26 protein-coding genes are annotated in these 23,591 nt (G+C 73.0%); 9 read left to right on the plus strand and 17 right to left on the minus strand.

Annotation, left to right across the window (positions count from 1 at the left end):
• Positions 1 to 39 precede the first annotated feature (39 nt).
• The 3 genes from ABZ193_RS06355 to ABZ193_RS06365 are packed head-to-tail and all read right to left on the minus strand — an operon-like array spanning position 40 to position 1,239.
• On the minus strand, positions 40 to 252 hold the full coding sequence (locus ABZ193_RS06355) for a CsbD family protein (protein WP_020419482.1): 213 nt from the start codon (positions 250 to 252) through the stop codon (positions 40 to 42).
• A gap of 50 nt (positions 253 to 302) precedes the next feature.
• Positions 303 to 755 carry a nucleoside deaminase gene (locus tag ABZ193_RS06360; RefSeq protein WP_027932877.1) on the minus strand — a complete coding sequence of 151 codons (453 nt, stop codon included), beginning with the start codon at positions 753 to 755 and terminating at the stop codon, positions 303 to 305.
• Position 756: 1 nt separating this feature from the next.
• Positions 757 to 1,239, minus strand: coding sequence for a tRNA adenosine deaminase-associated protein (locus ABZ193_RS06365; protein WP_020419480.1), 483 nt, complete (start codon positions 1,237 to 1,239; stop codon positions 757 to 759).
• A gap of 58 nt (positions 1,240 to 1,297) precedes the next feature.
• On the opposite strand from ABZ193_RS06365, the gene ABZ193_RS06370 reads away from it, so the two are divergent.
• Together ABZ193_RS06370 and ABZ193_RS06375 are read left to right on the plus strand one after the other, a co-directional pair.
• Positions 1,298 to 2,524, plus strand: a complete 1,227-nt coding sequence (locus ABZ193_RS06370; RefSeq protein WP_237338391.1) for a M20 family metallopeptidase — start codon at positions 1,298 to 1,300, stop codon at positions 2,522 to 2,524.
• 21 nt (positions 2,525 to 2,545) lie between these two features.
• On the plus strand, positions 2,546 to 3,499 hold the full coding sequence (locus ABZ193_RS06375; RefSeq protein WP_020419478.1) for a prephenate dehydrogenase: 954 nt from the start codon (positions 2,546 to 2,548) through the stop codon (positions 3,497 to 3,499).
• Between the two features lie 3 nt (positions 3,500 to 3,502).
• Here the strand turns inward: ABZ193_RS06375 and ABZ193_RS06380 are convergent, their stop codons facing one another.
• Complete coding sequence (locus ABZ193_RS06380; protein ID WP_354709155.1) at positions 3,503 to 3,817, minus strand: antitoxin; 315 nt, start codon at positions 3,815 to 3,817, stop codon at positions 3,503 to 3,505.
• A 91-nt stretch (positions 3,818 to 3,908) separates the two neighbouring features.
• On the opposite strand from ABZ193_RS06380, the gene ABZ193_RS06385 reads away from it, so the two are divergent.
• Positions 3,909 to 4,349: an SRPBCC family protein gene (locus ABZ193_RS06385; protein WP_020419476.1), complete on the plus strand. Its 441-nt coding sequence runs from the start codon at positions 3,909 to 3,911 to the stop codon at positions 4,347 to 4,349.
• Here the strand turns inward: ABZ193_RS06385 and ABZ193_RS06390 are convergent.
• The 8 genes from ABZ193_RS06390 to ABZ193_RS06425 all read right to left on the minus strand — a co-directional run bounded on the left by ABZ193_RS06390 (position 4,346) and on the right by ABZ193_RS06425 (position 11,823).
• Positions 4,346 to 6,928 carry a CHAT domain-containing tetratricopeptide repeat protein gene (locus ABZ193_RS06390; protein WP_354709156.1) on the minus strand — a complete coding sequence of 861 codons (2,583 nt, stop codon included), beginning with the start codon at positions 6,926 to 6,928 and terminating at the stop codon, positions 4,346 to 4,348. The two genes, ABZ193_RS06385 and ABZ193_RS06390, sit on opposite strands and share 4 nt — an antisense overlap.
• 43 nt (positions 6,929 to 6,971) lie before the next feature.
• Positions 6,972 to 7,454 carry a hypothetical protein gene (locus tag ABZ193_RS06395; protein WP_020419474.1) on the minus strand — a complete coding sequence of 161 codons (483 nt, stop codon included), beginning with the start codon at positions 7,452 to 7,454 and terminating at the stop codon, positions 6,972 to 6,974.
• Positions 7,451 to 8,056: a sigma-70 family RNA polymerase sigma factor gene (locus ABZ193_RS06400; protein ID WP_027936087.1), complete on the minus strand. Its 606-nt coding sequence runs from the start codon at positions 8,054 to 8,056 to the stop codon at positions 7,451 to 7,453. Before ABZ193_RS06400 ends, ABZ193_RS06395 begins: the two co-directional genes overlap by 4 nt.
• A gap of 104 nt (positions 8,057 to 8,160) precedes the next feature.
• Positions 8,161 to 8,499 (minus strand): protease inhibitor I42 family protein, encoded by a 339-nt coding sequence (locus ABZ193_RS06405; protein WP_237338394.1) that lies wholly within the window; start codon positions 8,497 to 8,499, stop codon positions 8,161 to 8,163.
• 72 nt (positions 8,500 to 8,571) lie between these two features.
• Positions 8,572 to 9,171 carry a hypothetical protein gene (locus ABZ193_RS06410; RefSeq protein WP_354709158.1) on the minus strand — a complete coding sequence of 200 codons (600 nt, stop codon included), beginning with the start codon at positions 9,169 to 9,171 and terminating at the stop codon, positions 8,572 to 8,574.
• 13 nt (positions 9,172 to 9,184) lie between these two features.
• A complete protein-coding gene (locus ABZ193_RS06415; RefSeq protein WP_020419470.1) occupies positions 9,185 to 10,270 on the minus strand; it encodes a C1 family peptidase in 1,086 nt (361 codons plus the stop codon).
• Between the two features lie 182 nt (positions 10,271 to 10,452).
• A complete protein-coding gene (locus ABZ193_RS06420; protein WP_354709159.1) occupies positions 10,453 to 11,178 on the minus strand; it encodes an SGNH/GDSL hydrolase family protein in 726 nt (241 codons plus the stop codon).
• A gap of 9 nt (positions 11,179 to 11,187) precedes the next feature.
• Positions 11,188 to 11,823 (minus strand): NAD(P)-binding oxidoreductase, encoded by a 636-nt coding sequence (locus ABZ193_RS06425; protein ID WP_354709160.1) that lies wholly within the window; start codon positions 11,821 to 11,823, stop codon positions 11,188 to 11,190.
• Between the two features lie 90 nt (positions 11,824 to 11,913).
• Between ABZ193_RS06425 and ABZ193_RS06430 the strand changes: the two genes are divergently transcribed.
• On the plus strand, positions 11,914 to 12,477 hold the full coding sequence (locus tag ABZ193_RS06430) for a TetR/AcrR family transcriptional regulator (protein ID WP_020419467.1): 564 nt from the start codon (positions 11,914 to 11,916) through the stop codon (positions 12,475 to 12,477).
• Here ABZ193_RS06430 and ABZ193_RS06435 read toward each other — a convergent pair.
• Positions 12,474 to 12,947, minus strand: a complete 474-nt coding sequence (locus ABZ193_RS06435) for a MarR family transcriptional regulator (RefSeq protein WP_027936085.1) — start codon at positions 12,945 to 12,947, stop codon at positions 12,474 to 12,476. The genes ABZ193_RS06430 and ABZ193_RS06435 overlap by 4 nt on opposite strands.
• Positions 12,948 to 13,031: 84 nt before the next feature.
• On the opposite strand from ABZ193_RS06435, the gene ABZ193_RS06440 reads away from it, so the two are divergent.
• From ABZ193_RS06440 to ABZ193_RS06455, 4 genes are all read left to right on the plus strand, one after another.
• A complete protein-coding gene (locus tag ABZ193_RS06440) occupies positions 13,032 to 13,928 on the plus strand; it encodes an ABC transporter ATP-binding protein (protein WP_020419465.1) in 897 nt (298 codons plus the stop codon).
• Entirely contained in the window at positions 13,925 to 15,520 is a 1,596-nt protein-coding gene (locus ABZ193_RS06445) for an ABC transporter permease (RefSeq protein ID WP_354709162.1), read from the plus strand. Before ABZ193_RS06440 ends, ABZ193_RS06445 begins: the two co-directional genes overlap by 4 nt.
• A 117-nt stretch (positions 15,521 to 15,637) precedes the next feature.
• Positions 15,638 to 16,897 (plus strand): MFS transporter, encoded by a 1,260-nt coding sequence (locus tag ABZ193_RS06450; RefSeq protein ID WP_354709164.1) that lies wholly within the window; start codon positions 15,638 to 15,640, stop codon positions 16,895 to 16,897.
• A complete protein-coding gene (locus ABZ193_RS06455) occupies positions 16,894 to 18,348 on the plus strand; it encodes an NAD-dependent succinate-semialdehyde dehydrogenase (RefSeq protein WP_354709165.1) in 1,455 nt (484 codons plus the stop codon). Before ABZ193_RS06450 ends, ABZ193_RS06455 begins: the two co-directional genes overlap by 4 nt.
• On the opposite strand, the gene ABZ193_RS06460 is transcribed toward ABZ193_RS06455, so the two are convergent.
• From ABZ193_RS06460 to ABZ193_RS06475, 4 genes are all read right to left on the minus strand, one after another.
• Positions 18,332 to 18,952 (minus strand): LysE family translocator, encoded by a 621-nt coding sequence (locus tag ABZ193_RS06460; RefSeq protein ID WP_354709166.1) that lies wholly within the window; start codon positions 18,950 to 18,952, stop codon positions 18,332 to 18,334. The genes ABZ193_RS06455 and ABZ193_RS06460 overlap by 17 nt on opposite strands.
• Before the next feature lie 655 nt (positions 18,953 to 19,607).
• Positions 19,608 to 20,408 (minus strand): ABC transporter ATP-binding protein, encoded by an 801-nt coding sequence (locus tag ABZ193_RS06465; RefSeq protein ID WP_020416553.1) that lies wholly within the window; start codon positions 20,406 to 20,408, stop codon positions 19,608 to 19,610.
• The gene (locus ABZ193_RS06470) at positions 20,405 to 21,454 is read right to left on the minus strand and encodes an iron ABC transporter permease (RefSeq protein WP_354709168.1); all 1,050 of its coding nucleotides are present in this window, start codon (positions 21,452 to 21,454) and stop codon (positions 20,405 to 20,407) included. Before ABZ193_RS06470 ends, ABZ193_RS06465 begins: the two co-directional genes overlap by 4 nt.
• The gene (locus ABZ193_RS06475) at positions 21,451 to 22,476 is read right to left on the minus strand and encodes an iron chelate uptake ABC transporter family permease subunit (RefSeq protein WP_020416551.1); all 1,026 of its coding nucleotides are present in this window, start codon (positions 22,474 to 22,476) and stop codon (positions 21,451 to 21,453) included. The genes ABZ193_RS06470 and ABZ193_RS06475 overlap by 4 nt, the downstream gene beginning before the upstream one ends.
• 90 nt (positions 22,477 to 22,566) lie before the next feature.
• On the opposite strand from ABZ193_RS06475, the gene ABZ193_RS06480 reads away from it, so the two are divergent.
• Complete coding sequence (locus ABZ193_RS06480) at positions 22,567 to 23,544, plus strand: iron-siderophore ABC transporter substrate-binding protein (protein WP_235716056.1); 978 nt, start codon at positions 22,567 to 22,569, stop codon at positions 23,542 to 23,544.
• The last annotated feature ends 47 nt before the right edge of the window (positions 23,545 to 23,591 follow it).

Genomic DNA, 23,591 nt, shown 5'->3' on the forward strand with positions numbered 1-23,591 from the left:
TAGGTTACTAGACGCCCAAGAGCGGCTTGCAGGCACTCCTCACCTGGAGCGGAAGCGGCGCTGCGCGTCCCGCGCGGCGGTGGCCGCCCAGTCCGCCACCTCGGTCGTCGTCTCGCGCACGACACCGCGGATCCGCTCGGCACGACCGGCGCTCTGGTGGCGGCGGTTGCCGGTGAGGCGGCCGAACAGCTCCCGCGCCCCGCCCTTGGCCTGGCGGGACCGGCTCGTCATCCGGTTCTTCACGACGTTCATCGACCCTCCTTCGACGCGGTCGACTGAGGGCTACCCCGCCTCGCGCGGCGTCACACGTCCCGGTGACCGGTGAAGAACTCGGCGAGCAGCGCGGCGCACTCGGCCTCCAGGACCCCGCCGCGCACCTCCGGCCGGTGGTTGAGCCGCCGGTCGCGCACCACGTCCCACAGCGAACCGACCGCCCCGGTGCGCGGCTCCCACGCCCCGAACACGACCCGGGCCACGCGCGCGAGCACCAGCGCGCCAGCGCACATCGTGCACGGCTCGACCGTCACCGCGAGCGTGCAGCCGTCCAGCCGCCAGCCGTCGCCGAACTCGCGGGCCGCCTCCCGCAGCGCGATGACCTCGGCGTGCGCCGTCGGGTCGCCCAGTTCCTCGCGAGCGTTGTGGGCGCGGGCGAGCAGCCGGCCGTCGGGCGCGAACACGGCGGCGCCGATCGGCACGTCCGGGCCGGCCTCCCGCGCCGCGGCCAGCGCCACGGACACCAGGTCGGCGTCGGACACGTCAGATCTCGTCGAGCAGCGCGGTGAACTCGCCACCGAACCCGCAGCGCTGCGCGATCATCTGCAGCTGCTCGTCCGGGTAGAGGTCGACCTCGCCCGCGATCACCTCGAGCTCGGGCCCGGGCAGGCCGACGTCGGCGAGGATGTCGAGGTCGCCCTCCGGCCAGATGGAGTCGTCCTCCTCGTCCGGCGGATCGACTCGCAGCACGTCGAGCACGTCGGCGGCGATGTCGTAGTCCAGCGCCGCCGCCGCGTCCGAGAGCAGCAGGGACGGTCCGCGCGGGCTCGGCCGCACGATCACGAAGAACTCGTCGTCCACCGCGAGCAGGCCGAACACGGCCCCCGTGGACCGCAACTTGGCCAGCTCGGTGATGGCGGCGTCCAACCCCGTGAGTGCGCCGGCGTCGAGCGCGCTGCAGCGCCACTTGCCGTCCTCCCGGACCACGGCCACCGCGAATCCCGCAACCGGCTCCTTCACCGACATAGCGCACACCGTATACCTGGACGGATCATCGGTGCAGTCGCTCTGCGAGGATCGGAAGATGACGGGACCCACGGAGTTGCCCCCTTTGCCGGACACCCGGCTCGCCGCGTTGCTCTCCGAGGCCGAGGCTCTGCAACCGGCCACCGTCGCGCTGCGCCGTGAGATCCACCGGAGGCCGGAGCAGGGCCTCCACCTGCCGCACACGCAGGCCGCGGTCCGGCGGGCGCTGGAGGGCCTCCCGCTGGAGATCGTCGAGGGGAAGTCGACCTCCGCGCTGACCGCCGTGCTGCGCGGCGCGCAGGACGGGCCCGCGGTGCTGCTGCGCGGGGACATGGACGCGCTGCCGCTGCAGGAGGACACCGGGCTGGAGTTCGCCTCCGAAGTGGACGGGACCATGCACGCGTGCGGCCACGACGGCCACACCGCGATGCTCGCCTCCGCCGCGCGGCTGCTCGCGGCCCACCGGCACGAGCTGGCCGGGTCGGTCGTGTTCATGTTCCAGCCGGGCGAGGAGGGCTACCACGGCGCGCGGCACATGATCCACGAAGGCGTGCTGGACGCCGCCGGCTCGCGGGCCGAGAAGGCCTTCGGCATCCACCTGCTGTCCCACGTCGAGTCCGGGCTGATCACCACGCGGCCGGGACCGCTGATGGCCTCGAACGACACGTTCACGGTCCAGGTCACCGGCAAGGGCGGGCACGGGTCCAGCCCGCACAACGCGATCGACCCGGTGCCGGCGGCCGCGGCGATGGTCGGCGCGCTGCAGACGATGGTGACGCGGCGGGTCAGCGTGTTCGACCCGGCGGTGGTGTCGGTGACTCGCATCCAGGCCGGCACGACGACCAACATCATCCCGGAGACCGCGGAGGTCGCGGGCACGATCCGCACGCTGTCCGAGTCCACCCGCGCGCTGGTGAAGGCCGAGCTGCCGAAGGTGTGCGAAGCGGTCGGCGAGGCGCACGGCTGCCGCGTGCTGGTCGACATCGAGCCCGGCTACCCGGTCACCGTGAACGACCCGGACCAGGCGCTGCGGGTGCTGGACCTCGCCCAGCGCGTGCTCGGCCGCGCGGAGCTGATGGCCGACCCGATCATGGGCGCCGAGGACTTCTCGTACGTGCTGCAGCGGGTTCCGGGCGCGTTCGCGTTCCTCGGCGCGTGCCCGCCGGACGTCGACCCGGCGGAGGCCCCGACCAACCACTCCAACCGCGTGCGCCACCACGAAGGCGCTTTCCCGGCGGGTGTCGCGATGTACGCGGCCTTCGCCCTCGACGCCCTGGCAGGATGACGCCCCGTGCGAGACGTATGCGTGATCGGGCTCGGGTTGATCGGCGGCTCGGTGCTGCGCGCGGCCGCGGCGGTGGGGCGCGAGGTGTGGGGCGCGACGACTTCGGCGGCCGACGCCGAGGCGGCGGCCGCCGACGGGTTCGACGCCTCGACCGACGTGGAAGCCGCGCTGCGGCGAGCCGCCGACCGGGACGCGCTGGTGGTGCTGGCCGTGCCGCTGACCGCCGTCGAGGAGGTGCTGCGGACGGTCGACGTGTGCGCGCCGTCGTGCCTGCTCACCGACGTGACCAGCGTGAAGACGGGTGTGCTGACGGCCGCGCGGGCGTTCGCACCGAACGCAAGGTACGTCGGCGGGCACCCGATGGCGGGCACCGCCGAGTCCGGCTGGCGGGCCGGCAACGCCGCGCTGTTCGGCGGCGCGGCGTGGGTGGTGTGCGTCGAGGACGACACCGATCTCGGCGCGTGGGCCGAGGTGGCCCGGCTGGCGATCGACCTCGGCTCGCACGTGGTTCCGCTGACCGCGGCCACGCACGACGAGGCGGTCGCCCGGATCTCCCACCTGCCGCACCTGCTGGCCGCGGTGCTCGCGGCCGTCGGAGCGGACGGCGGGCCGGTCGCGATGGCGCTGGCCGCCGGCTCCTACACCGACGGCACCCGCGTGGCCGCCACCCGGCCGGCGCTGGTGCGCGCGATGACCGAGGGCAACCGCGAAGCGCTGCTGCCGGTGATCGACGAAGCCCTCGGCCGACTCGGCGCCCTGCGCGGGTCGCTGGCCTCGACCGGCGGCCTCGCCGTCAGCATCGACTCGGGTCACCAGGGCGCGCAAGCGCTTGCGGCCGCCAGGCAGGCCACGCTGTCGGGCGTCCGCGTCGCGCTGGGCGCGCCGGACGCCCGGGACGGCCTGCGTGCGCTCGGCGAGCGCGGCGGCCGCATCACTTCCCTCACCGAGGACACCGCCATCGGCGAGGTGCCGTAACGGTTACGGCTGGTTGGTCGGTCCCGTCGGTCCGGTCGGGCCGCTCTGGGGTCCGGTCTCGGGTCCGCTCTGGGGTCCGGTCTGGGGTCCGGCCGGTCCGGGGCCGCCCTGCGGGCCGGGCTCGCCGTGCCCGCCGCCGGACTGCTTGTGCAGGAAGTCCTTCGCCTTCGACGTGACGTTGTCGATCTTGCTGGAGTGCTGGCCGAACTTCGACTTGGCGAAGCCGCTCGCCTTGTCCAGGCCTTGTTCGATCTTGCCGGCGTTGTGGCCGAGCGCCTCTTGCGCCTTTTTCTTGATCTCGTTGAAGTCGATGCCCATGAATCCATGAAACCCCAAGGTCAGGCCCCCCGCATCCGGTAAGCCCCTGGTTTACTGCTCGGTAACCCCTACCCGAGCGGAAAGGTCACCGATGCCCGCCAGGACGTTCTCCTTCGAGGTCACCCGCACCAGCAGCGCGCCGCCCGCGACCCTCTTCCGGCTGGAGACCGACGGCGCCCGCTGGTCCGACTGGGCGAAACCGCTCATCGTCGTGTCCCGCTGGGACCGGTGGGCCGATCCGGCAGGCGGGGTGGGCGCGATCCGGGCCGTCGGCGCGTGGCCGCTGCTCATGCGTGAGGAGACGCTCGAGTACGAGCAGGACCGCCGCCACGTCTACACCTTCGCCGAGCCGGCGCCGGTTCGCGACTACCGCGGCGAGGTGACCTTCGAGCCCAACGGCACCGGCACGCGGCTGACCTGGCGCGGGTCGTTCCAGGAGAAGATCCCCGGCACCGGGCCGGTCGTGCGCGCCGCGCTCGCGGGGGCGATCAAGTTCCTGTCCGCGAAGCTGGTCAAGGCCGCCGAGCGCTAACCGGCGCCGAGGCAGAGGAACGGGCGGCGCAGCGGATCGGCGGCGGTCGCGTGCGCCAGCGCCAGCGCCGGGGAGATCCCGGACGCGAGCCGCTGGTGCAGGTCGGTCATCGCCTCCGCCGCCGCCCGGTCGCCCACCCGCGCGATCGCCCCGACGATCGTGCGGGACCCGCTCGCCAGCAGCGCGCCGGCGAACCCCAGCGCCTCCTCGCCGGGCCGGATGTGGCTCATCGCCAGCTCGCACGAGGCCAGCACCACCCGATCCGGCGGGCGCCGCAGCCGCGCGGTCTCGTGCGCGAACAGCGGCCCGTCGACCAGTTCCAGCCGCGAGAACAACGCGTTCGCCGGTTCGTGCGCGCCGTGCGCGACCAGGTGCGCCAAGCCCGACCCGTCGAGCGCTTCCAGCACCGCCGAACTGGTCGCCGCCGGTCCGTCGACCAGCGTCGCCGACGGGTAGACCGCGCGCAGCTGCCGCACCTCGCCGATCGCGCCGGGCACGTCCGGCCCGCCGACCAGCACGACCGGGTCGATCAGCTCGCGGCGCATCGCGGTCACCCAGGCGGTCGCCGACGGCGCGATCGACAGCGGACGGCCACGCAACGACGGCAGCGCAGGCCACGGCAGCGCGTACAGCGGCCCCGTCGGCACGATCACCAGTTCACGGTCGCCGATCGCGTCCGCGAGCGGCCGCACGACCCGCTCGTCGAGCAGCCGGGCGCGCTTCTCCGCGGACGCCGTGACGGCCGCGACCAGTGGCGGCGGCAGGTGGTCCGGGGCCAGCGCGTTCAGGTCGGCGTGCAGCTGCTTGGTGATCTCCACGACCTCGTCCAGCCCGCCCAGCCGCACCAGCCGGAACCGGCCGTCCCGCACGACCACCGCGGACAGCTCGCCGTCCTGGCCGATCAGGCTGACCAGCACGCGGGAACCCAGCTCGGTGGCCACCTCCTCGGGTGAGCTGACCGGGCGGGGCCTGCCCCACGGGCTGGTGTACCAGCCGAGGCGGCCAGCCTCCCGCTGCAGCCGGGTGTAGCGCTGCTCCAGCGCCGCCACCGGCCTGCCGTCGAGGCGGTTCTGCTGCGCGAGCCGCTGCACCTGGCGCATCTCGGTGATGAGCCGGGCGAGCACCGGATCGTCGATCGCGGGCAGCGGCTCGTAGCGGTAGACCTGCGCGCGCGTCCGCTCCTGCCAGGCGAACAGCCTGCGCGCGCCGGCGTGGCCGCGGGTGGTGCCGAGCACCAGCCCCACCGCGAGACGGCCCAGCTCCTGGCCGTGCACCGCGGTCCCGCACACCAGGTCCAGCCCGCCCATCCGGTCGCGCACGCGGCTCAGCTCGGCGAAGCCGCTGCGCGCCTGCGCCAGCGCCGCGCGCGGACGGCCCGTCGCCACGGCGAGTTCGGCCCGGCACAGCCGGAGCAGCATGACGTGGTCGATCGGCGTGGTGCGGCGCGGCCTCGGCACCCGCGCGAGCAGCTCCTCGGCCGCGCCGACGTCCCCACGGCGGAGCAGCAGCCGCACCGCGAGCAGCCGGGCCACCGCCGCTTCGTCCCGCAGCCCCAGTTCCGCGAGGCGGTCGGCGTGCCCGGTGAGACCCGTGACGAGCCGCGCCGGCGGGCGGCGCGTGCCGCCGAGGACCTCGGTGGCGTCGGCACGCAGCCGGGTCAGCGCGGCGACCGCGGCCCAGCGTTCGTTGCCGCGCCGGAGGAACCGTCGTCGCGCGAGTTCGGCCAGCTCACGGGCCCGGCCGTGGTCGTTGTCGAGGATCGCGGCCGCGGCGCGGGCGACCTCGGCCTCGGCGATGTCCTGCACGTTGCGCGTCGCATACAGCTCGGGCAGCACCTCGTCGAGGTGCCGCGCCGCGTCCTCGGCGAGACCGGCGACGAGCAGCGCCCTGGCCTGGTCGACGCGCAGCCGGGCGAGCCAGCCGGGAGCGGCGTCCTCGTAGATCCGCGCGGCCTGCTCGTAGTGCCGCAACGCGCCGGGGATGTCGCCGAGGAGCTGCCCCTGCTCGCCCAGCAGGTGCCGGACCTTGCCCTCCAGCCGGGTCAGGCCGTGCTCGGTGGCCAGTTCGAGGCAGCGCCGCAGGTCCGCCAGCGCCGCCGCGGGCCGCTGCAGCTCGACGTTGATGTTGGCGCGGTTCATCAGGTTGCGGGTCAGCGACAGCGCGTTGTCGTCGGCCTCGTTTTCCAGCACCGGCAGGATCTCGTCGAACAGCGCCAGCGCTTCGGACAACCGGCCGATCCGGCCGAGCACCAGCGCCCGCTGGGCGCCGACCAGCGCACGCAGGACCCGCTGGGGCGGCCCGGGCGGCAGCCGATCGGTCAGCCGCAGGGCGTCGTCGAGGTGGCGCAGGCCGGCCGCCGCCGAACCGGTCTCGGCCTCCGACATCGCGAGGCCGAGCAGGACCCGTGCCCGCAGGGTGATCCACTCGACGTCGTCCGGCCCGTCCGCGAGCACCCGCAGCGCGCGGTTGAACAGCCGCACCGCCTCCACGTTGCGGAAGTTGCCCGCCGCGTCCGCCGCCCGCCCGCGCAGCGCCGATGCCCGGCCCACCGCACGCCGGGACTCACGCTGAGCTGACACGTGGTCTATCTGAGCACATCCGCGGGCCGGGGGGAGCAGCCGGTCAGAGGACGACCGCGGGCGTGACGACGGTGCGGCGGCTGCTGGCCCCGCCGACCGAGATCACGATCTGCGTGGTGCCGCGCGGCACGTCGTCGAGCACGAACCGGCCGCCCTCGTCGGCCACCGTCGACGACGAGCCGTGCTCGGCCACCCGCACCTCGACCCCGTGCGCGGCGGCGGGCACCAGCCAGCCGTCGATGCGGTGGCAGTGCCCGACCCTGGTCAGGTTGATCATCACCGTGAGATCGCTGACCGTGAACGTGATCGTGCCCTCGTCGGTGATGCTGCGGACGCCGGCCAGCGCCGGGTCGGCCCGCTCCCACTGGGCGATCTCAAAGTCGAGGTTCTCCAGTTCGAGGGCGAACTGCACGCGCTCGACCAGGCCGTCCGGGGGCGGGTCGACCGCGGCCAGCACCCGGCCCAGATCGGCCAGCAGGTCTTCGTCGCCGGGGTGCGCCCCACCCCCTGGCAGATTGTCGTTCATACGCTGCCCCCTTCGATGTCCAGCAGTTCGCGCATCGTCTTCAGGCAGCGGCCGCGGTTGGGTCCGATGCTGCCGCGCGGCATCTGCAGCGCTTCGGCGACGAGCCGGTACTCGGCGCGACCGGCGAGCACGGTGAGCCGCAGCAGTTCCTGGCACCGCTGCGGAAGCCTGCGGAAGGCACGCCAGAGCCGCTGGTCACGCTCGGTGCGCAGCACCTCGGCCTCGGGCGCGGGCTCGGTGCTCGCCACGGTCTCGGCCAGTTCGTCGGTCAACGGCACCGGCGGCGGTTTCCGCCCGCGCACACGCTGCGATTCGTGCCGGGCGGTGACGACCAGCCAGCCGGCGAGCGCCTTCGGCTCACGCAGCCGGTCGAGGTGGCTGACCAGCGCCAGCCACACGGTCTGCACCACGTCCTCGGCCGAGTGGCTGTCCAGCCCCTGGCCGCGCGCCACGTTCCACACCAGCGGGGTCAGCTCGGCGACCAGCCGGTTCAGCGCGCGTTTGTCCCCCGCGCGCGCCGCGGCCAGGCACGCCTCGAACAGCTCCGGTCCGCGGAGTCCCTCCCAGGACGGATCCGCCTCGGCGGTCCTCGCTTCCGTCACCGCGTTCGCCCCCACTTCGCGTGGTTCTCCTCGGGTCAGCGCTAGGCAGTATCTCCGGCTCCGTCACCGTGCAGAGCACGAAGGCGGACGCCAGATACACAACATCACTCGTTTGGAGCAGTCACGGCGAGCACGAACGTGACGGAGCGGCGCGGCTCCACCTCCCACGGCCGCGCCAGCTCCGCCCGGAGCAGGTGCCGGCCGGGCTCGACGACGTCGAGCGCCAGCCGGCGCACACCCCCCTCGCCCGGTGGCCCCTCCCCGTGGGCCACCTCCCTGGACCGGACGTGCTCGTCCGCCACCACGCGGACCGCGTCCGGCAACCGCCAGCGCCACCGGTAACCCGACGCGCGGACCTCCGGCAGGCGCAGCTCCACCGTGTCCCCCACGTGAAGCCGCGCCGTCTCCCCCGAATCCGCCTGCGCGAGCCGGATCTGTGTCACTGGAAGCTCCCCAGGGTGGCGGTGGCCGGCGGCCCCCTCGGCTGCCGGCCACCGCCGGTCTGCGTGCCGTCGTCAGACCAGGATCTGGTCGATCTGCCCGGCGGCGTTCTCGTGGAAGGACACCGGCAGCCCGTGGTTGCGGGCCAGCAGTGCCAGCGTCGTCAGGGAGCTGCGCCCGTCCGCGGTGGCGGCGAGTCGCTTCCAGCCCAGGCCCGCGATGTCCACCCAGACGCCCGGGTTGGCGCTCGTCGACCACAGCCGCGCGACCTGCCGGTTGTGCACCCAGACACCCTGCGCCTGCGGCGCGGGGTGGGCCGGGTGGGCCGGCGTGCCGTTGCCGTTCGGCGGGGTGTTCGGGTCGTAGACCCCGCTCGGGGGCGGCGTGTTGGGGTCGTACACCCCGGTCGGCGGCGGCGTGTTCGGGTCGTAAACCCCCGTCGGCGGCGGCGTGTTCGGGTCGTAGACACCAGTGGGCGGCGGCGTATTGGGGTCGTACACCCCCGTCGGCGGCGGCGTGTTCGGGTCGTAAACCCCCGTCGGCGGCGGGGTGTTCGGGTCGTAGACGCCGGCCGGGCCGTCGGAGCCGGGCGTCTCCCTGGTCAGTTCGGCGAGTTCGGCGTTCGGGTCGTCCTGCGGGCCGGTGTCCGGCGTCTCGCTCTTGCTCGTGGTCATGCTTCGCTCCCCATCAGTAGGTGGTGGCAACCTTGGTCAGCACGCCCTGGTCGAGGAACGGGCTGACGGGATGCCCGCCCGCCCGAGCCTCGGCGAGCAGCGCGAGCTGACGGCTCACGCCCGCGGCGTCCCCCGCGAGCCGGACCCAGCCCAGCTGCTCCAGGCACACCCATTCACCGGCACCGGCCGAGAACAGGCGCAGCGCGCGCTGCGGCGGTAGCCACGCGCGCAGGGTGACCCCGGTGCAGCCGAGGGTCGTCGGCCGCGGTTCCGGGTAGTCCTCGATGAAGGCCTCGCCGTAGGCGATCCGGAAGAACCCGCCCTCGCCCCAGTCGGTGCCCCAGGAGTTCTTGCCGATCCAGCAGTTCTGCTCGTCGTCCCAGCCGATGAGCGCGACGCAGTGCCCGCCGTTGCTCTCCGTCGTGGTGGCGCGGTAGATGCCGCCGGTGTAGTGGAAGAAGTCGTCGTAGATCACCATGCACGCGGTGACCGGGCCGTAGCCGTAGATGTGGTGCTTGATCGCGGCCGGGTCCTGGGTCAGGTCGACGACACCCTCCGCACGCGCGACGCGGTTCACCCAGTTCGGGTGCAGCGCGCCGGTGCCCTCGTCCGAGTAGGGCCAGTAGTCCTCGAAGGTGACTCCCTTGGACGCGCAGTCCCCCATCAGGTCGTCCGGCCAGGACCCGGTGTCACCCGGCTTGCGGTGTCCCGGCGCGAACCCGAAGAACAGGTGCGCCTCCGACAGGTCGAGCCGCATGCCGGTGTTGCGGCGCGTGTACGCGGCGGTCCCCTCGAGCGCCGCGATGGTGCCGAACGCGCTGCAGGACCCTGATTCCCCCTGGTCCTTCACCGGCGTGACGTAGCTGCGGCCGCACACGTCGCGGAGGTCGAACTTGGCGGGCAGCGTGCTGCCCGGCGCGTGCAGCGCGGTGCACGGCTGGCCGGCGGCCCCGAGCGCGACCTCGAGCATCCGCCCCGGCAACTCGGCCCGGGCTTCCACTTCGGCCGCGCTCGGGGCCGGCACCCCCAGTCGCACCCTGCGCGACTCGCCCGCCAGCCGGCTGAGCACCGTCTCCCCCGCCTGCCACGGATCCCCCATCGTGGCAAGGGAATCGCGCACGGCGCGGATTTCCTCGGCGAAGGGCCGGGGAGAGCTCATGCGTTCCTCCAGTCGGTGTGCAACCAGCCAACGCCCCCTATGACGCCGGGAGGCCCTCGCCAGATACACAGCGACAGAAGTTTTTCCAAAGCACCTGGTCGGCGGCGGCCGGTTTCACCCGATCAGCCCAATGCGACGGTCTCCGCCAGCTTGTCCGCCCACAGCCGGTAGCCGGCCGGTCCGGGGTGGAACCCGTCCGCCGCGAACAGCTCCGGGTCGACCACCTCGCGCGGCACCGGGCAGTGGGTGACCCCGGGCAGCCCCGCGAGCGTCGCCGCCGCCGCGTCCAGCGCCTCACCCCGCAGGCCCAGCACGAGGCGCAACGGCTGCGGCAGCGACGGGAACGCGGCGAGCGGCGGGACGCCGGCCAGCAGCACCGGGACCGGCCCGAGCGCCCGCCGCGCCGTCACCACCAGTTCCAGCAGGTCGCGCCGGTAGCGGGCGGGTGAGCGCATCTCGATGGTGTCGTTCACCCCGAGCGCCACCACGACCAGGTCCGCCCGCTCCCGGCACGCCTCGCCGAGCAGCTCCGTCCGGACGGTGCGCGCGTTGGCGCCCGTCCGCCCGGCCACGCGCCAGTCGATCCCGCGCCCCAGCCTGCGGGCCAGCGCCGCGGCCAGCTGCCCGGTCAGCGCCTCCTCGTGCGTCTCCGCGCCGACGCCATCCACAGTGGACTCGCCGATCACCAGCAACCGCAACGGGTCCGGCCCGTGCGCCGAGCCCCGCAGCGGTCCGGACGCGCCCGGCAGCCGCGGTGTCGTCCGGCGCACGTGCAGGCCCTGGGCGACCAGCACCGGGGCGAGTCCGACGGTGGCCGCGAGAGTCAGGGCAGCACGTGAAGTTGACACCCGTTCACATTAGCCCTTGGCGATCGACACGGCCATCCTCGTCAGCTCCGGATCCGCGGCCGCGCGCAGCACGTAGTCGGCCAGGTCCGCGCGGGAGATGCTGAAGCTGCCGCGCACGTTTCCCCTGGTCTCGCTCGCGATGCGGCCGGTGTGACGGCCGTCGTTGAGCTTCGGCGGGCGCACGATCGTCCAGTCGAGCCCGGACTCGATCACCCGGCGCTCCATCTCGCCCATGTCGGCGTACCCCTCGCGCAACATGCGGATCAGCAGCGGCTTGACCACCAGACGCGTGAACCACCCGTCCCCCTCGCGGTGCATGCCGCTGTTGCTCACCACGACCAGCCGCCGCACGCCGGCCGCGGCCATGGCGGTCATGATGGCGCTCGTCCCGTCCCGGCAGATCACGCTCGGCCCCCGGTCGCGGGGGCCCAGCGCGGACAGCACGGCCTCGCGGCCGGTGATGGCGGGCACCAGCGAATCCGCGTCGAACACGTCCGCGGTCACGACCTCCAGCCGCGCCTGCGCCGGCACGTCCAGCCGCGCCGGATCACGCACCACCGCCGTCACCTGGTGACCCGCGGCGAGCGCCTGCCGCACGACCTCCACACCCGTCCCGCCGGTCGCGCCGAACACCGTCAGCTTCATTCTTCCTCCCTGGTTAGTGTTCACTCACCTGCTATGGTGGGTGAGCACTCACTAACCGTCAAGCGAGCACTGAGAGAACGCTGAGGACGCATGGGAACTCGGGAGAAGATCCTGGCCGCGGCCGCGGAGGTGATGCGCGAGCAGGGCTACGCGCGCGCCACCACCAAGGAGATCGCCCGCGCCGCCGGGTTTTCGGAAGCGGCGCTGTACAAGCACTTCGCGGACAAGACCGAGATCTTCCTCGGCGTGATGACCTCGCAGCTGCCCGGGCTGAACGCGGTGCTCGGCGACCTCACGCCCGGACGTCACACGGTGCGCGGCAACCTGGTCCGGATCACCAGCACGGCGATCGACTTCTACACCGAGAGCTTCCCGATCGGCGCTTCCCTGTTCTCCTCGCGGGAACTGCTGGCGGCCCACCGCGCCGCGATCCACGAGCACGGCGCCGGGCCGCGCACCCCCGTGACCCGGCTGGCGAACTACCTCCGCGCGGAACGGGACCTGGGCCGCCTGCCGTCCACATCGGACCCCGACGCGATCGCGACGCTGTTGCTGGGCGCCGCCTTCCAGCAAGGGTTCCTGCGGCACTGGGACACCGAGGCCGGGGACCCGACGACGCTGGCTCGCAAGCTCGTCAAGGCCGTCCTGCCCTAGCGGCTCGCCCGCTCCTTCTCCCAGCGCTCGAACAGCAGCGGCAGCTCCCTGATGATGAACGACAGGAAGTCGCGCATGTCGGCGAGCCGCCTGCCGGCCGGGGTGTCGGCCCCCACCGCGTCGATGCCCTCCTCGGCCGCGTCCCGCCACATCTCCACGAAGCGGTCGCGCTTGCGCATGCTGGCGTACCACATGTTGTCGAGCACCCGGAAGTGGTCGCGCCGCGACCCGGGCTCCCGCTCCCGCTCGACCAGCCCCACCTGCTCCAGGTAGCGCACCGCCCCGGACACCGCCGCCGGGCTGACCTGCAGGTTCTCTGCCAGCTCCGCCGCGGTGAGCCGGCTGTCGTCGGTGACCACGAGCGCGGCGAACACGCGCGCGGCCATGCGCTGGATGCCGAGCTGATTGAGCACGAGAGCCAGCCGCTCGACGTACCGGCGAACCGCCTCTTCGTCCCGCATGGAGATCATCCTCCCTCACTCGTCCAGCGCTTCAGCCAATCTATACGTTTTCCTAACTTCACAACTTTGTGAAATCACTGTAGCTTCGGCCGCATGGACAACGCCATCTCCATCGAGGGCCTGCACAAGTCGTTCGGTGCGACCAAGGCCCTCGACGACCTGAATCTGCAGGTCAAGACCGGAGAAGTGCACGGCTTCCTCGGCCCGAACGGGGCCGGGAAGTCGACCACCATCCGCGTCCTGCTCGGTCTGCTGCGCGCGGACCGGGGCACCGTCCGCCTGCTCGGCGGCGACCCCTGGCGCGACGCCGCGAGCCTGCACCACCGGCTCGCCTACGTCCCCGGAGACGTCAACCTCTGGCCCAACCTGTCCGGCGGCGAGGTCATCGACCTGCTCGGGCGGCTGCGCGGCGGGCTCGACAAGCGCCGCCGTGACGAGCTGATCGAGCGGTTCGACCTCGACCCGAAGAAGAAGGGCCGCACCTACTCCAAGGGCAACCGGCAGAAGGTCGCGATCGTCGCGGCCCTGTCCTCCGATGTCGAGCTGCTGATCCTCGACGAACCGACCTCCGGCCTCGACCCGCTGATGGAGGCCACCTTCCAGTACGCGATCCAGGAGGAGCGCGACAAGGGCCGCACGGTGCTGCTGTCCAGCCACATCCTCGCCGAGGTCGAGGCGCTGTGCGACCGGGTCAGCATCATTCGCAACGGGCACGCGGTGGAGACCGGCACGCTGAGCGAACTGCGGCACCTGACCCGCACGTCGATCGTGGCGGAGCTCGCCGGCCACCCGAACGGGCTCGGCTCGCTGGCCGAGGTGCACGACCTCAAGGTCGACGGCAACCGGGTCCGCTTCGACGTCGAGACCCAGTCGCTGGACCAGGTGCTGCGCAAGCTGACCGAGGTCGGCGTGCGCAGCCTGACCAGCCAGCCGCCGACGCTGGAGGAGCTGTTCCTGCGCCACTACACGACCGAAGCGAGCTCACGGTGACCGCGCTGGTGGGCACCCGGCACCTGGTGCGTCTCGCGCTGCGGCGGGACCGGGTCGTGCTGCCGCTCTGGGCGCTGGTGATCGGCGTGCTGCCGGCGAGCAGCGCCGGCGCCTACGACCAGCTGTACCCGGACGCGGCCAGCCGGGCGTCGCTGACGACCGGGATGAGCGCGAACCCGTCGATCACCCTGCTCTACGGGCCACCGTTCGACCTGTCCACCGCGGGCGGGTTCACGGCATGGCGCTTCGGTGTGTTCCTGCCCCTGTTCACAGCGCTGGCCTGCATCTTCACGGTCACGCGGCACACCCGCCAGGAGGAGGACACCGGGCGGCAGGAGTTGCTGTCGTCGACCGTGACCGGGCGCTACGCCGCCTTGACGGCCGCGCTGATCACCGCCGCCATCGGCGCGGTGGGGACCGGGCTGCTGGTGGCGCTCGGCCTGATCGGCGCGGGGCTGCCCGCGGGCGGGTCGGTGGCGTTCGGGCTCGGGACCACGCTGACCGGGCTGCTGTTCGCCGCGGTCGCCGCCATCGCCGCCCAGCTCGCCGAGTACTCGCGCACCGCGAACGGCATCGCCTCCGCGGTGCTCGGGGTCGCGTTCCTGCTGCGCGCGGTCGGCGACTCGGCCACGGACATCTCGTGGCTGTCCTGGCTGTCGCCACTCGGGTGGTCGACGCAGATCCGGCCGTTCGCCGGGGACCGGTGGGCCGTCGCGCTGCTGCTGGTCGCGGTGGCCGTCGTGCTGGGGGCGGTGGCCTACCGGCTGCTGCCGCTGCGGGATGTCGGAATGGGCATCTTCCCGGCTCGTCCCGGCCCGCCGGTGGCGGCGCCCGGGCTGCGGTCGCCGTTCGCGCTGGCCTGGCGGCTGCACAAGGGCGTGCTGATCGGCTGGACCGTCGGCTTCGCGGTGCTGGGGGCCATGTTCGGCTCGCTGGCCGCCGGCATCGGCGACATCGTCGGCGAGAGCGCGCAGGCCCAGCAGATGCTCGAGCGGCTGGGCGGCGCGCAGAGCCTGGTCGACACGTTCCTCGCCGCGATCGCCGGCATCTTCGGGATGGTCGCCTCGATGTACGCGGTGCAGGCGACGCTGCGGATGCGCGCGGAGGAGACCGCGCTGCGGCTGGAGCCGCTGCTGGCGACCCGAGTGCGCCGGTTGCAGTGGGCCGGTAGCCACCTGGTGTTCTCGCTGCTGGGGACGGCTCTGCTGCTGGTCGTGTCGGGGGTGTTCGCGGGACTGCTGCACGGGTTGCGCGTCGGCGACGTGAGCGGCCAGGTGCCCGCGGTGCTCGGCGCGACGGTCGCGCAGGTGCCCGCGGTGTGGGTGGTCGTCGGGATCGCCGTGGTGGTGTTCGGGTTCGCGCCGAAGTTCGCGACGGCGGCGTGGGGGGTGGCGGCGGCGTTCCTCCTGCTGTCGCTGTTCGGGCCGGTCGTGCAGGCGCCGCAGCTGTTGCTCGACGTCTCGCCGTTCACGCACGTGCCGAAGCTGCCGAGCGCCGATTTCGCGGTCGCGCCGTTCGCGTGGCTGCTCGGGATCGCGGTGGTCGCGCTTGCCACGGGTCTGGCACGTTTTCATCGGCGCGACATCGGGTAGTACCTGGTCGTTCGAGTGGCAGAGCCCGGGCCTGTCGGGGGGGTCCGGGCTCTGCCACTCCGTTTTTGTCGGTACCCCTCGCTAACGTCGTTCAGGTCGCGGGAGCGAGGGGGGAACATGCGATGGGGGTTGTTGCGGCACGGGGATTTCCGGCGCCTGTGGCTGGCGGACGCGCTGAGCCAGTTCGGCGACCGGATCAACCTGCTCGCGGTGCCGTTGCTGGCGGCGATCACGCTGCACGCCACGGCGTTCCAGCTGTCCGTGCTGCGGACGCTGGAGACGCTCGCGTACCTGCTGCTGGCGTTGCAGGTCGGCGCGTGGACGGACCGCATGCGCAAGCGGCGGGTGCTGGTGACGGCCGACCTCGGGCGGGCGGTCGCGTTCGGCTCGGTGCCGGTCGCGGCGGCGTTCGGCGCGCTCACGATGCCGCAGCTGTACGCGGTGGTGGCGGTGGCCGGGGTGCTGTCGGTGTTCTTCGAGGTGGCGCACCGGACATACCTGCCGAGCCTGGTCGCGCGCTCGCAGCTGGTGGAGGGCAACGCGCGGTTGCAGGCCAACGTCTCGGTCGCGGCGGTGTCCGCGCCGGGCCTGTCGGGGTGGCTGGTGCAGCTGTTCGGCGGGGCGACGGCGGTCGGTGTGAACGCGGTGAGCTTCCTGTGGTCCGCGGCCTGGCTGCGGCGGATCCGCGCGCCGGACCGGGTGCCGCCGGCGCGGGTGCCGGCGCCGCTGCGGCACGAGATCGCCGACGGGCTCCGGTTCGTCTTCCGGCACCCGGTGCTACGCGCGATCGGAGCGCACGACGTGTGCGTCAGCGTTTGCCAGCAGTTCCAGATCACGGTGGCGGCGCTGTTCCTGCTGCGCGAGGTGCACCTGTCGCCGGGCGTGATCGGGCTGCTGCAGGCGGGCGGGCTCACCGGAGCGGTGCTCGGCTCGGCCGTGGCGCGCCGGCTCGGCAGGCGGTTCGGCGAGGCGCGGCTGATGTGGAGCAGCGCCCTGCTGTGGGGCGTCGGGTACCTGATGATCCCGTTGACCACGCCGGGCTGGGGCCTCGCGTGGTATCCCGTCGGCAACTTCCTGACCGGCGTGAGCATCGTGGTGCTCAACGTGCACCAGCTCAGCTACCGGCAGGCGGTGACGCCCGAGCGGCTGCAGGGCCGGGTGGCGGCCACCTCCTCGTTCCTGTACTTCGCGCCGGGGCCGATCGGGAGCGTGCTCGCCGGCGTGCTGGCGAGCGTGGTCGGGCTGCGCGGAACGTTGTGGCTGGCGGGCGCAGGGGTGGCGGCTTCGGCGCTGTGGCTGGTCTGCTCGCCGTTGCGCCGGATGCGGCGGTTGCCGGAGGCATACGAGGAGGAGCGCACGGGTAGTCACGCCACATGACCCTCGATGGAGCACCGCGTCAGATCTTCCTCGCCGGTCAGTGGCGTGACGCCGCGGACGGCAGCCGCTTCGGCGTGCAGGACCCGGGGACCGGGCAGCAGCTCTGCGAGGTCTCCGACGCGCAGGACGCCGACGTCGGCGAAGCCATCGAGGCGGCCGTCGCGACGCAGGAGGAGTGGGCCGCGACGCCGCCGCGGGAGCGGGGCGAGATCCTGCGCCGCGCGTGGCAGCTGATGACCGACCGCGCCGACGAGCTGGCGCGGCTCATGACGCTGGAGATGGGCAAGAGCCTGGAGGAGTCGAAAGCCGAAGTCACCTACGCCGCGGAGTTCTTCCGGTGGTTCTCGGAGGAGGCCGTGCGCATCGACGGGCGGTACGCGCGCAGCCCGGCCGGTGGCGGTCGCGTGCTGGTGTCGAAGCACCCGGTGGGTCCGTGCATCCTGGTCACGCCGTGGAACTTCCCGCTGGCGATGGGCACCCGCAAGATCGGGCCCGCCATCGCCGCGGGCTGCACCATGATCGTCAAGCCGGCGCAGCTGACGCCGTTGTCGATGCTGAACCTCGCCGGGCTGCTGAAGGAGGCCGGGCTGCCGGACGGTGTGCTGAGCGTGCTGCCGAGCACGTCGGCGAGCCGGGTGGTGAACCCGGCGCTGGCCGACCCGCGGATCCGGAAGCTGTCCTTCACCGGGTCCACCGAGGTGGGGCGCAAGCTGGTCGAGCAGTGCGCGCCGAACCTGCAGCGGATGTCGATGGAACTGGGCGGCAACGCGCCGTTCCTGATGTTCGAGGACGCGGACCTCGACGCGGCCGTCAAGGGCGCGGTCACCGCCAAGATGCGCAACAACGGCGAATCGTGCGTGGCGGCCAACCGGTTCCACGTGCACTCGTCGGTGGCCGGAGAGTTCACGCGGCAGCTGACCGAGGCGATGTCGTCGCTGAAGGTCGGGCACGGCACCGAGGACGGCGTGAAGGTCGGGCCGCTGATCAGCGCCGAGCAGCGGGACAAGGTCGTCGAGCTGGTCGAGGACGCGTTGTCCCGCGGCGCGCACGCCACCACCGGCGGCAAGGCGCTGGACGGCGACGGCTTCTTCTACGCGCCGACAGTGCTCACCGACGTCCCGCCGGACGCGCGCATCCTGCGCGAGGAGGTCTTCGGGCCGGTCGCGCCGGTGACCACGTTCGAGGACGAGGACGAGGCCGTCCGGCTGGCCAACGACACCGAGTTCGGGCTGGTGGCGTACGTGTTCACGCGGGACCTCGACCGCGCGATCCGCGTCGGGGAGCGGATGGCGACCGGGATGGTCGGGCTCAACACCGGGCTGGTGTCGAACGCGTCGGCGCCCTTCGGCGGTGTCAAGGCGTCCGGGTTCGGCCGCGAGGGCGGCGCCGAGGGCATCGAGGAGTACCTCGACGTGAAGTACATGGCCCTGTCGCTCAGCGGGACTCCGTAGCGATCCGCACCCCGAGTCCGATGAGGACTGTCGCAGTGAGACGGTCCAGCCACCGTCGCACGGCGTCCCGCAACAGGAACCGGCGCGCCTGGTCCGCCAGCAGCAGGACGGCGCTCATCCACAGCCAGCCGATCGACACGTGGATGAGGACGAGCAGGGCGCCCCAGCCCGCCTGCCCTGGGCCCGCCGGCAGGAACTGTGGCAGCAGGCTCAGGTAGAACACGCCGACCTTCGGGTTGAGCAGGTTCGTCACCAGCCCGGCGCGCAGCGCGCCGCGCGCCGGTTCGACGCTGATCTTCGGGGCGGGCTGGTGGCGGCGGAAGCTCTTCCACAGCGCGGACGCGCCGAGCCAGATCAGGTAGGCCGCGCCGACGACGCGAACCACGTCGTAGGCGATGCGGGAGGCCGTCAGCAGCGCGGTGAGGCCCGCGATGCTCGCCGTGCCCCAGACAAGGCAGCCGAGGTTGATCCCGGTCAGCGCCCGGAAGCCGGCCCGCCGCCCGCCGAGGAGCGTGTGGCGCAGCATCAGCATGGTGTCGAGCCCGGGCGTCATGACACCGGCCAACGCGACGAGAACGTAGGCGAACAGGGCGGAAGCCGACATGCCGCCACTACAGCACAACCCGCGCGCCCGGCCCACCCCTTTCGCACCGGCACCCCCTCCGGCCCCGTTCTCTCCGGCCCCGCTCTCTCCGGTCCCGCTCTCTCCGGCCCCGCTCTCGCCGGCCCCGCTCTCGCCGGCCCGCCCTCGTCCCGGGCACTCCCTGCCCCCGCCCCTCCCGGCAACGCGTTTGCCCTTCGGGCAGGTGGTTGCCACTCCGGCACGTAGTCGGCGCGCCCGGTGCGGCCGTGGCAACGCCAGTGGCGCCCCCGCGGTGGCGCCGGGAGACGCGGCGCGCGGCCGTCGGTGCGGCGGCCCCGGAGTGGCAGTGGTGCGATGGCGGTGGCGCAGCGCGGCAGCGACCGCACCGTTGGCAGCGGCGTGGCGGCCCCTGGTGGCGTTAGCGCGGTGGCGGCGCGCGGCCGTCGGCGCGACGGCCCCGGGTGGCGGTTGGTGCGGTGGCGCGGCGGATGCCGCCGCGGCGGCCCCGGGGTGGCGCCGTCGTGCCGGGTGCCGCCGGGGTGGTGCGGTGGCGGCGGCGCGGCGCCCCCAGGTGGCGGTAGCGCGGTGGCGGCAGGCGGCACGCGGCAACGGCAGCACCGTTGGCGGCGCGATGGGGCCGCAGCAGCGCCGGTGCGACCGGGCGGTTCCCCCGCGGTCAGTCGTCGTTCTGCAGGTGTGCGCTGATCGGCACCACCAGCGGCGTCCCGGAGACCGGGTCGGGCAGGACCTTCGCCGAGAGGCCGAAGATCTCGTCCAGCAGCGGCTCCGTCAGCACGGCCGACGGCGGTCCCTGCGCGATGATCCGCCCGTCGCGCATCGCGACCAGCGTGTCGGCGTAGCGGGCGGCCAGGTTCAGATCGTGCAGGACCATCACGACCGTGGTGCCGCGGTCGCGGTGCAGGCGGTGCACCAGGTCCAGCACGTCGATCTGGTGGGCCAGGTCCAGGTAGGTGATCGGCTCGTCCAGCAGCAGCAATCCGGTCTCCTGCGCGAGCGTCATCGAGATCCACGCGCGCTGCCGCTGGCCGCCGGACAGTTCGTCGACCACGCGGTCCTCCAGCACGTCCATCCCGGTCAAGCGCAACGCCGTGGAGATCGCCTCGTCGTCCGACGTCGACCACTGCCGGTACCAGCGCTGGTGCGGGTGCCGCCCGCGCGCCACCAGGTCGCCGACCGTCAGGCCCTCGGGCGCGACCGGCGACTGCGGCAGCAGCCCGACCACCTTGGCGACCTCGCGCGTCGGCAGCTTGTCGATCCGCTCGCCGTCCAGCAGGACCGCGCCCTCCCTCGGCGCCAGCAACCGCGCCAGCGCCCGCAGCAGGGTCGACTTGCCGCACCCGTTCGGGCCGATGATCGCGGTGATCGTGCCGTCCAGGACGTCCAGGTCCAGGCCGTCGACCACCAGCCGCTCGCCGTACCCCAGCTTCAGGCCCTCGGCCCGCAGTCGTGACGTCATGCTCGTGCCTCCCGGCGGCTCCGGACGAACAGGAAGATCAGGTAGGGCGCGCCGAGGATCGCGGTCAGCACCCCGACCGGCAGGTCCGGCAGCAGCAACCGGGTCAGCAGGTCCGCCCCCACGGTCAGCAGCGCGCCCAGCACCATCGACCCGAACAGCGGCGGTTGCGCAGTCTTCGCCAGCCGCACCGCGATCTGCGGCGTCGCCAGCGCGACGAACGTGATCGGCCCGGCCGCTGCGGTCGCGATCGCGGCCAGCGCGGCCGCCAGCAACAGCAGCGCACCACGGGCGCCGTCGACCCGGATGCCCAGCCCTCGCGCGGTGTCGTCGCCGAACTGCAAGCCCCCGACGGTGCGCCCACAGATCAGCGTGATCGGCACCAGCGCGGCCAGCGCGATCGCGACCGGGCCGACCGAATCCCACCCGACGTCGGCGAGGTTGCCGACCAGCCACGTCGTCGCGCGCGCCGCGTCGTTCACGTCGCCGGCGGCCAGCAGCCAGTTCACGATGTTGTAGCTGATCGCCCACAACCCGATCCCGATCAGCACCATGCGGTAGCCGTCGATGCCGCGCCGCCAGGACAACACGTACAGCAGCACGCCCGCCAGCAGCCCGCCGATCAGCCCGGCGACCGGCACGCCGAGCGCGCTCACCATGCCGCTGACCTGGCCGCGGTACCCGCCCGCGACGATCGCGGTCACCGCGCCGACCCCGGCGCCCCACGTGATGCCCAGGATGTCCGGGCTGGCCAGCGGGTTCCGCGCGACCGACTGGAACAACGCGCCGGACAGCCCGAGCGCGGCGCCGACCAGCACACCGGCGAGCGTGCGCGGCAGGCGCAGGTCGAAGATGATCCCGCGTTCCCGCCGGGTCCCGCCGCCGAGCAGGGTCTCCAGCACGTTCCAGATCCCGATGTGGGAACTGCCCATCCCGATGTTGATCGCGGCGACGAGCACCAGCAGCACCGCCGCGATGACGACGACCGCGACCAGCCGCGGCTTGACCGTCCACGCCACCGGCCCGGCGGCCAGCACCTTGCGAGTCATACCTTGCTCAGCCCCCGCCGCCGCACCAGCACGATGAACACGGGCGCCCCGATGATCGCGAGCAGGATGCCCACCTCGAAGTTGTCGCCGGTCAGCACCCGCCCGAGCACGTCGGCCGTCAGCAGCAGCACCGCGCCGAGCAGCCCGGCCACCGGCACCAGCCAGCGGTAGTCCGGGCCGGTGATCGCGCGGGCCAGGTGCGGCACGACGAGCCCGAGGAACGCGATCGGCCCGCACGCGGCGACCGCCGAACCGGTCAGCAGCGTGATCGCGGCGACGCCGAGCACCCGGGTGCGCAGCACGCGCTGGCCGAGCGCGGTCGCGACGTCCTCCCCCAGCGCCAGCGTGTTCAGGCCGGGCGTGTTCATCAGCGCGAGCAGCAGGCCGGCCACCAGGAACGGCGCGATCTGACCGGTGATCGCGAAGTCGCGCCCGGCGATCGACCCGATCCGCCAGAAGCGGTAGATCTCCATGCCGCGCTCGTCACCGAGGATGATCGCCGACACCAGCCCGTGCAGCAGCGCGCTCACCGCGGCGCCGGCGAGCGCGAGCGTCACCGGGGTCGCGCCCTTGCCGCCGACCGCGCCGAGCAGGAACACCGCGACGCTGGCCAGCAGCGCGCCGGCGAACCCGAACCAGATGAACCCGTAGAGGCCGTCGATCCCGAGCACCACGACCGCGAACACGACCGCCAGCGCCGCGCCGTGCGTGACGCCGAGCAGACCGGGATCGGCGAGCGGGTTGCGCGTGTGACCCTGCATGAGCGCCCCCGCGACACCGATCGCGAGCCCGACGAGCAGGCCGAGCACGGTCCGCGGCAACCGCAGCGACCGGACGATGATGTCCGATTCGGACCCGGACGGCTGGGTGAGCGCCGTCCACACCTCACCGAGCGGGATCGACTTCGTACCCAGCGCGACGCTCGCCGCGCAGATGAGGACCAGCAGGACGGCGAGCCCGCCGATACCGGCGAGACGACGCTGTCTCCGCGTCCGTGGCCGGGCTGTCGCCACCACCGTCACTGATGTCGCCTATCCAACTCGAGCTTCCAAACGGGACAAACCGCATCCTATGCTCCGCGTTAGGCAAGGCTAACCGAAAGAGAGATCACGATGACGAGACCGTGGCGAGCAGCACTGGCGCTGGCCGTGACCGCGAGCCTGACCCTCACCGCGTGCGGGGGCGGCGGCGACGAGGCCACGCAGGAGAGCGGGGCCGGCCAGGCCGGGTTCCCGCGCACCATCCAGCACGCGATGGGCTCGACCGTGCTCGAGACGCAGCCGAAGACGGTCGCCGCGCTCGACACCAGTTACGTGGACGCCGCGCTCGCGCTGGAAGCCCAGGTCGTGGCGTACACGAAGTACCGGAACTTCGACCAGTTGCCCGAGTACCTCGGCGAGGACCGCCGCTTCGGCGAGGGCGCCAAGGTGATCGGCCCGCTGGAGACCCCGGACGTCGAGCAGCTCTACGACATCAAGCCGGACGTGATCGTGTCGGCGAAGGTGCGGCACGAGAAGTACTACGAGCAGTTCACCGGGGTCGCCCCGACGGTCTTCTCCACGACCACCGGCGCGATCTGGAAGGACAACATCCGGCTGCTCGCGCAGGTCCTCGGCAAGGAGCCGCTGGCCGAGCAGAAGATCGGCGCGTACGAGCAGCGGGCGCAGCGGATCGGCCAGGAGATCGCCGCGAAGCTCGGCCGCGCGCCGACGGTGTCGATCGTGCGGTTCGTCGAGGGCGAGCCGACCGTGCGGCTCTACAGCAGCGCGTCCTACCCCGGCATCGTGATGGCCGACGCCAAGCTGTCCCGCCCCGCCGGGCAGCCGGACGCGAGCGACAAGATCTCGGTGAACCTCAGCCAGGAGGACATCGCGAAGCTGGACGCGGACGTCATCTTCGTGTCGTCGTACCAGGACGAGACGAAGACGGCGGAGGACCCGAAGGCGAAGTTCCAGGCCAACCCGCTGTGGGCCACGCTGAAGGGCAAGATCGTCGACGTCTCCGACACCACGTGGTTCAGCGCCGTGAGCCTGCAGGGCGCCTCGGCGATGCTGACGGACCTGGCGAACCAGTTCGGCGTCACGCCGTGACCCGCGCGGGGCCGCGTCCGATGTGGTCGCGGCCCCGCGGCTCTACG

This window comes from Amycolatopsis sp. NPDC006125 (assembly GCF_040614195.1).
Lineage (GTDB): Bacteria > Actinomycetota > Actinomycetes > Mycobacteriales > Pseudonocardiaceae > Amycolatopsis_E > Amycolatopsis_E tucumanensis.